Source organism: Stenotrophomonas panacihumi, assembly GCF_001431645.1.
GTDB classification, from domain to species: Bacteria; Pseudomonadota; Gammaproteobacteria; order Xanthomonadales; family Xanthomonadaceae; genus Stenotrophomonas_A; species Stenotrophomonas_A panacihumi.
On sequence record NZ_LLXU01000089.1, the window covers coordinates 21,518 to 27,561 of the forward strand.

Annotated in this window: 6 protein-coding genes and 1 pseudogene; 4 read left to right on the top strand and 3 right to left on the bottom strand. The window is 69.7% G+C overall.

Annotated elements, in window-relative coordinates; all coding sequences use genetic code 11:
* Positions 1–18: 18 nt before the first annotated feature.
* Complete coding sequence (gene msrP / locus ARC20_RS11455) at positions 19–987, bottom strand: protein-methionine-sulfoxide reductase catalytic subunit MsrP (protein WP_057647205.1); 969 nt, start codon at positions 985–987, stop codon at positions 19–21.
* Positions 988–1,156: 169 nt separating this feature from the next.
* Here msrP and serC point away from each other — a divergent pair, with 169 nt between their 5' ends.
* From serC to aroA, 3 genes are read left to right on the top strand one after another with little or no spacing between them, the layout of a single operon-like run.
* Positions 1,157–2,242, top strand: a complete 1,086-nt coding sequence (gene serC / locus ARC20_RS11460; RefSeq protein WP_057647207.1) for a phosphoserine transaminase — start codon at positions 1,157–1,159, stop codon at positions 2,240–2,242.
* A 33-nt stretch (positions 2,243–2,275) separates the two neighbouring features.
* Positions 2,276–3,430, top strand: a complete 1,155-nt coding sequence (pheA, locus tag ARC20_RS11465; RefSeq protein ID WP_057647209.1) for a prephenate dehydratase — start codon at positions 2,276–2,278, stop codon at positions 3,428–3,430.
* Positions 3,431–3,462: 32 nt separating this feature from the next.
* A complete protein-coding gene (gene aroA, locus ARC20_RS11470) occupies positions 3,463–4,773 on the top strand; it encodes a 3-phosphoshikimate 1-carboxyvinyltransferase (protein ID WP_057647211.1) in 1,311 nt (436 codons plus the stop codon).
* A 26-nt stretch (positions 4,774–4,799) separates the two neighbouring features.
* Here the strand turns inward: aroA and ARC20_RS11475 are convergent, their stop codons facing one another.
* Positions 4,800–5,372: an energy transducer TonB gene (locus ARC20_RS11475; protein WP_057647213.1), complete on the bottom strand. Its 573-nt coding sequence runs from the start codon at positions 5,370–5,372 to the stop codon at positions 4,800–4,802.
* A gap of 107 nt (positions 5,373–5,479) precedes the next feature.
* Positions 5,480–5,824 (bottom strand): annotated as a pseudogene (locus ARC20_RS11480) (energy transducer TonB); the annotation flags it as partial.
* Positions 5,825–5,921: 97 nt separating this feature from the next.
* Here ARC20_RS11480 and ARC20_RS18905 point away from each other — a divergent pair.
* A partial coding sequence (locus ARC20_RS18905; protein ID WP_484600324.1) for an energy transducer TonB occupies positions 5,922–6,044 on the top strand: 123 nt, incomplete at its 3' end.

A 6,044-nucleotide genomic window follows, 5' to 3' on the forward strand; every position in this document is an offset into this window, starting at 1 on the left:
GCGGCGGGGCCGCCGGGCTCAGAACCATTTCTTGAGGTCCATGCCGGCGTACAGCGAAGCCACCTGCGCGGCGTAACCATTGAAGGGCAGGGTGGGGATGCGCTCGGCGAACAGCTTGCTGGCGGTGCCGGATATGCGCCGCTCGGTCTTCTGGCTCCAGCGCGGGTGGTCGACGGCCGGATTGACGTTGGAGAAGAAGCCGTACTCGTGCGGCTGCAGTTCGTGCCAGGCGGTTTCCGGCATGCGCTCGACGAAGCGGATCTCCACGATCGACTTGATGCTCTTGAAGCCGTACTTCCACGGCACCACCAGCCGCAGCGGCGCGCCGTTCTGCTGCGGCAGCGGCTTGCCGTACAGGCCGGTGGCCAGGAAGGCGAGCGGGTGCATGGCCTCGTCGATGCGCAGGCCTTCCTTGTACGGCCATTCGATCGAGCGATAGGCGATGCCGGGCATCTGCTGCGGGTCGGCCAGCGTGGTGAAGGCCACATACTTGGCCTTGGCGTTGGGCTCGAAGCGCTTGAGCACGTCGGCCAGCGGCACGCCGGTCCACGGAATCACCATCGACCAGCCTTCCACGCAGCGCAGCCGGTACACGCGCTCTTCGGGAGTGAGGCCCTTGAGCAGGTCGTCCAGGTCCAGCGTGCCGGGCTTGGCGCATTCGCCGCCCACCTGCACCGACCACGGCCGCGTGCGCAGGGTCTTCGGCGCGCGCGAGGGATCGGTCTTGCCGGTGCCGAACTCGTAGAAGTTGTTGTAGCTGGTGACGTCCTCGTAGCGGGTCAGGGTTTCGTCGGTGCGAAAGCCCCGCCGCGCCTGTTCCGGCGTGATGGTGACCTTGGGCGGCGGCGGGGGATCGGCATCGGCGCAGCCGGAAAGCCCCAGCGCCGGGCCGAGCGCCAGCGCCTGCAGCAGGCGGCGGCGGTCACGGTAGACCGCCTCGTCGGTGATCTCGCGGGCGGGAATGCGGAGGGCATCGCGTATCGACATGGACCTGCCTGCTGGAAAGGACTTGTCGGCTCAGACTGCACCGGTGGGCGGGAAGTTTCCACCGCAACCGCCGGGCCCTCGCGAATCGATGCAAATGCAACTTTCCGCGCGGCCTGTCAACGCTGGTGCGCTGCGGCATACTACGGAACTGTTTCGATCAAGGTGTGACATGACCCGCGCGTTCAATTTCAGTGCCGGCCCGGCGACCCTGCCCGAGTCGGTGTTGCGCCAGGCACAGGCGGAGATGTTGGAATGGAACGGCGTGGGTGCTTCGGTGGTGGAAATCAGCCACCGCAGCGCGGACTTCATCGCCCTGGCCGAGCGCGCCGAAGCCGACCTGCGCCAGCTGCTGTCGATCCCCGATGACTACGCCGTGCTGTTCCTGGCTGGCGGCGCCACCACCCAGCAGGCGCTGCTGCCGCTGAACTTCGCTTCGCCCGGGCAGACCGTGGACGTGGTCGTCACCGGCCACTGGGGCAAGACGGCCATCAAGCAGGCCAAGCCCTACGTCAACGTGCACATCGCCGCCGACGGCGAGCCCGGCGGCTTTCGCGACATCCCGCCGCGCGCGCAGTGGCAGCTGTCGCCCGACGCGGCCTACGTGCACATCACCGCGAACGAGACCATCCACGGCATCGAATTCCGCGACACGCCCGACGTGGGCGAGGTGCCGCTGTTCGCCGATTTCAGCTCCTCCATCGCCTCCGAGCCGCTCGACGTCTCGCGCTACGGCCTGATCTACGCTGGCGCGCAGAAGAACCTGGGCCCGGTCGGCATTTCGGTGGTGATCGTGCGCCGCGACCTGCTCGCGCGTGCCGGCCAGCCGCGCGCGGACATCTTCAACTACGCCTCGCATGCCGCACGCGACTCCATGCTCAACACGCCGCCGACCTGGAACTGGTACCTGCTCGGCCTGACCGTGAAGTGGATGCTCGACGAAGGCGGCGTGGCCGAATTCGCCCGCCGCAATGCCGAGAAGGCGCGCCTGGTGTATGGCGCCATCGACGGCTCCGGCGGCTACTACCGCAACGAAGTCGCCCCGGGCGTGCGCTCGCGGATGAACATTCCATTCTTCCTGCCGGACGAGCGCCTGGATGCGCTGTTCGTCAGCGAATCCAAGGCCGCCGGCCTGCTCGCGCTGAAGGGCCACAAGGCCGTCGGCGGCATCCGCGCCTCGCTCTACAACGCCATGCCGGTGGCTGGCGCGCAGGCGCTGGTCGATTTCATGCACGACTTCGCCCAGCGCCACGGCTGAGTCCCCCGCATTCGCAACAGGAAACCCGATCCCATGGCCGCCAAGCCGAAGAAGACCGCCAAGCCGGCGGCACGCAAGTCTCCCGCCGTTCCGGCCGTCGCCGCGCCGCCGCCCGCGCTGGCCGACGTGCGCGCGAAGATCGACGCGATCGACCGCAGCATCCAGTCGCTGATCGCCGAGCGTGCGCAGTTCGCCCACCAGGTCGGCAAGGCCAAGGGCAAGCTCGCCGCCGCGGTGGACTATTACCGCCCCGAGCGCGAGGCGCAGGTGCTGCGCATGGTGGTGGACCGCAACGAAGGGCCGCTCAGCGATGAAGTGCTGGTGCACGTCTTCCGCGAAATCATGTCCGCCTGCCTGGCGCAGCAGGAGCCGTTGAAGATCGGCTACCTCGGCCCGGAGGGCACCTTCAGCCAGCAGGCCGTGCTCAAGCACTTCGGCCGCTCGGCGGTGGGCCAGCCGATGGCCAGCATCGAGGAGGTGTTCCAGGAAGTGGAAGCGGGCAACGCCGATTTCGGCGTGGTGCCGGTGGAAAACTCGGGGCAGGGCACCATCCAGGTCACGCTGGACATGTTCCTCACCTCCAACCTGAAGATCTGCGGCGAAGTCGAGCTGCGCGTGCACCAGTACCTGCTCTCGCGCAGTGGGCGGCTGGACGATATCGAGCGCATCTACGCGCACCCGCAATCCTTCGCGCAGACCGCCGGCTGGCTGCGCTCCAACCTGCCGAAGGCCGAGAAGATTCCGGTCTCCTCCAACGCCGAAGGCGCACGCCGCGCGCGCAATGCCGAGGACGCCGCGGCCATCGGCGGGGAAAGCGCCGCGCACGTGTATGGCCTGAAGAAGGTCATCATGAAGTCCATCGAGGACGACGACGACAACACCACCCGCTTCCTGGTGATCGGCCGCAAGATCTTCCCGCCGTCCGGCCACGACCGCACCTCGATCCTGGTGTTCATCCATGACAAGCCCGGCGCGCTGTTCGACGTGCTCAGCCCGTTCGCGCGGCATGGCATCAGCATGAACCGCATCGAGTCGCGGCCTTCGCACCAGGCCAAGTGGGAATACGGTTTCTTCATCGACCTCGCCGGCCACGTCGAGGACGAGGCGATGAAGCAGGCGCTGGCCGAACTGGTCGCGCATTCGGCGCAGGTGAAGGTGCTCGGGTCCTACCCGGTCGCCATTCCCTGATCGCCCCTCACGAATCACGCAACAGGAAACACATGAGCGCTAAACAGAGCTGGATCGCCAGCCAGGGCACCCCGCTGCAGGGCACGCTGGCCATCCCCGGGGACAAGTCGGTTTCGCACCGCGCGGTGATGTTCGCCGCGCTCGCCGATGGCGTCTCGCGCATCGACGGCTTCCTCGAAGGCGAGGACACCCGTTCGACCGCGGCGATCTTCTCCCGCCTCGGCGTGCGCATCGAAACGCCGTCCGCCTCGCAGCGCATCGTGCATGGCGTGGGCGTCGATGGCCTGCGCGCGCCCGAAGGCGAGCTGGATTGCGGCAATGCCGGCACCGGCATGCGCCTGCTGGCCGGCCTGCTGGCCGCGCAGCCGTTCGACAGCGTGCTGGTCGGCGATGAGTCGCTCTCGCGCCGGCCGATGCGCCGCGTCACCGGGCCGTTGTCGCAGATGGGCGCGCGCATCGACACCGAGGAAGACGGCACCCCGCCGCTGCGCATCCACGGTGGGCAGCCGCTGCAGGGCATCGATTTCGTCTCGCCGGTCGCCAGCGCGCAGGTCAAATCCGCCGTACTGCTGGCCGGCCTGTACGCGCAGGGCGAGACCTCGGTGACCGAGCCGCACCCGACCCGCGACTACACGGAGCGCATGCTCTCCGCGTTCGGCGTGGACATTGAATTCTCGCCGGGCAGGGCGCGCCTGCGTGGTGGCCAGCGCCTGCGCGCGACCGACATCGCCGTGCCGGCGGATTTCTCCTCGGCCGCGTTCTACATCGTCGCGGCGAGCATCATTCCCGGCTCGGAAGTCGTACTGCGCGCAGTGGGCTTGAACCCGCGCCGCACGGGCCTGCTCACCGCGCTGCGCCTCATGGGCGCGGATATCCGCGAAGAGAACCCGGGCGAACACGGCGGCGAGCCGGTGGCCGACCTGCGCGTGCGCTACGCCGCGCTGCGTGGCGCGGTGATTCCGGAAGACGTGGTGCCGGACATGATCGACGAATTCCCGGCGCTGTTCGTGGCCGCCGCCGCCGCGCAGGGCCAGACGGTGGTGAGCGGCGCGGCGGAGCTGCGGGTGAAGGAATCCGACCGCCTCGGCGCGATGGCCCATGGCCTGCGCACGCTGGGGGTGACGGTGAACGAAACGCCGGATGGTGCGACGATCCACGGCGGCGCCATTGGCGGCGGCCGCATCGACAGCCATGGCGACCATCGCATCGCGATGGCGTTCGCGATTGCCGGCCAGCTGGCCAGCGGCGAGGTGGTGATCGACGACATCGCCAACGTCGCCACCTCGTTCCCCGGCTTCGACACGCTGGCGCGGTCGGCCGGTTTCGCCCTGCGCGCCGCCTGAGCGACGCGCAGGACGAGGGTTCCGCGTTACTGCTGCGCGGTGTGGAAATCCACCGGCAGCTGCACGGTGGTCGCCACGGCGCGGCCGTTGCGCAGGGCCGGCTCGAAGCGCCAATCGCGCACGGTGTTCAGCACGGCACGATCCAGGTCGCGATCACGGGCACCGGTGCGCTCGACGATCTGCGCGTCGCTGACGCGGCCATTGGCATCGACCTGCAGGCGAGCGGTCACGCTGCCTTCCACGCCCGAGCGCAGGGCGCGGGCCGGGTAGGCCGGCACCGGGTTGGAGGCCAGCGGGCGCGCATCGCGGTTGCGCACCACGGCGGCGGCCTTCGGCGCGGCCTCATGGCGCACCATCGTGGCCGGGCGCTGGTTGGCCGCTTCCGGAAGCGGCTGCGCGGTGTTGGCGGTTTCGCTGCTCGTGGTGACCGGCGTGGTGATCGTCTGCTGGCTGTTGCGGATCCACCACCAGGCCGGCAGGGCGACCAGCGCGAGGATCAGCAGCGCCCACAGGAACGGCGAGGCGCCGCGCTCGTTCGGTTCGGCACCGACGGCCGGCTGCTCGCGGAAATGCTGGGTATGCGTCGACGTCGTGGACATGATCTGGCTCCTTCGTCTGTTGGGACGGGGGCAGTCTTGGCCGAAAACGACGGCAGGGGTGTCAGCCTGGAGTGAACGCGCCGGCCGCGGGGCGGCCGGGGTTCAGCTTACTGAGCGGGTTTGAAATCGAAGGGAATTTCGAGTGCGCCGGCCACGGCCTGGCCATCGCGCTGCGCGGGCTGGAAGCGCCAACCGCGCACGGCTTCCATCGCAGCGCGGTCCAGGTCACGCGAACCGCTGCGCTCCACGAGCGCCACGCCGGCGGGCGAGCCACTGGCATCCACCTCCACGCGCACCACCACCGTGCCGCGATCGCCCCGGCGCAATGCGGCCGGCGGATAGTTCGGCGGCGGCGACTGGCCCGGGATCGGCAGGGGGCGATCACCCGGCGCCAGCGCGGCGGTCGGCGCGCCCTGCGGTGCCACGGGAGCGGGCGCGACGGTCGGCGCGCTGGCGCCGGGTGATCGCCCCCTGCCGATCCCGGGCCAGTCGCCGCCGCCGAACTATCCGCCGGCCGCATTGCGCCGGGGCGATCGCGGCACGGTGGTGGTGCGCGTGGAGGTGGATGCCAGTGGCTCGCCCGCCGGCGTGGCGCTCGGGGGGCGCAGCGGGTCGCGGGACCTGGACCGCGGTGGGATGGAAGCCGTGGCGGGTTGGCGCTTCCCGCCCGCG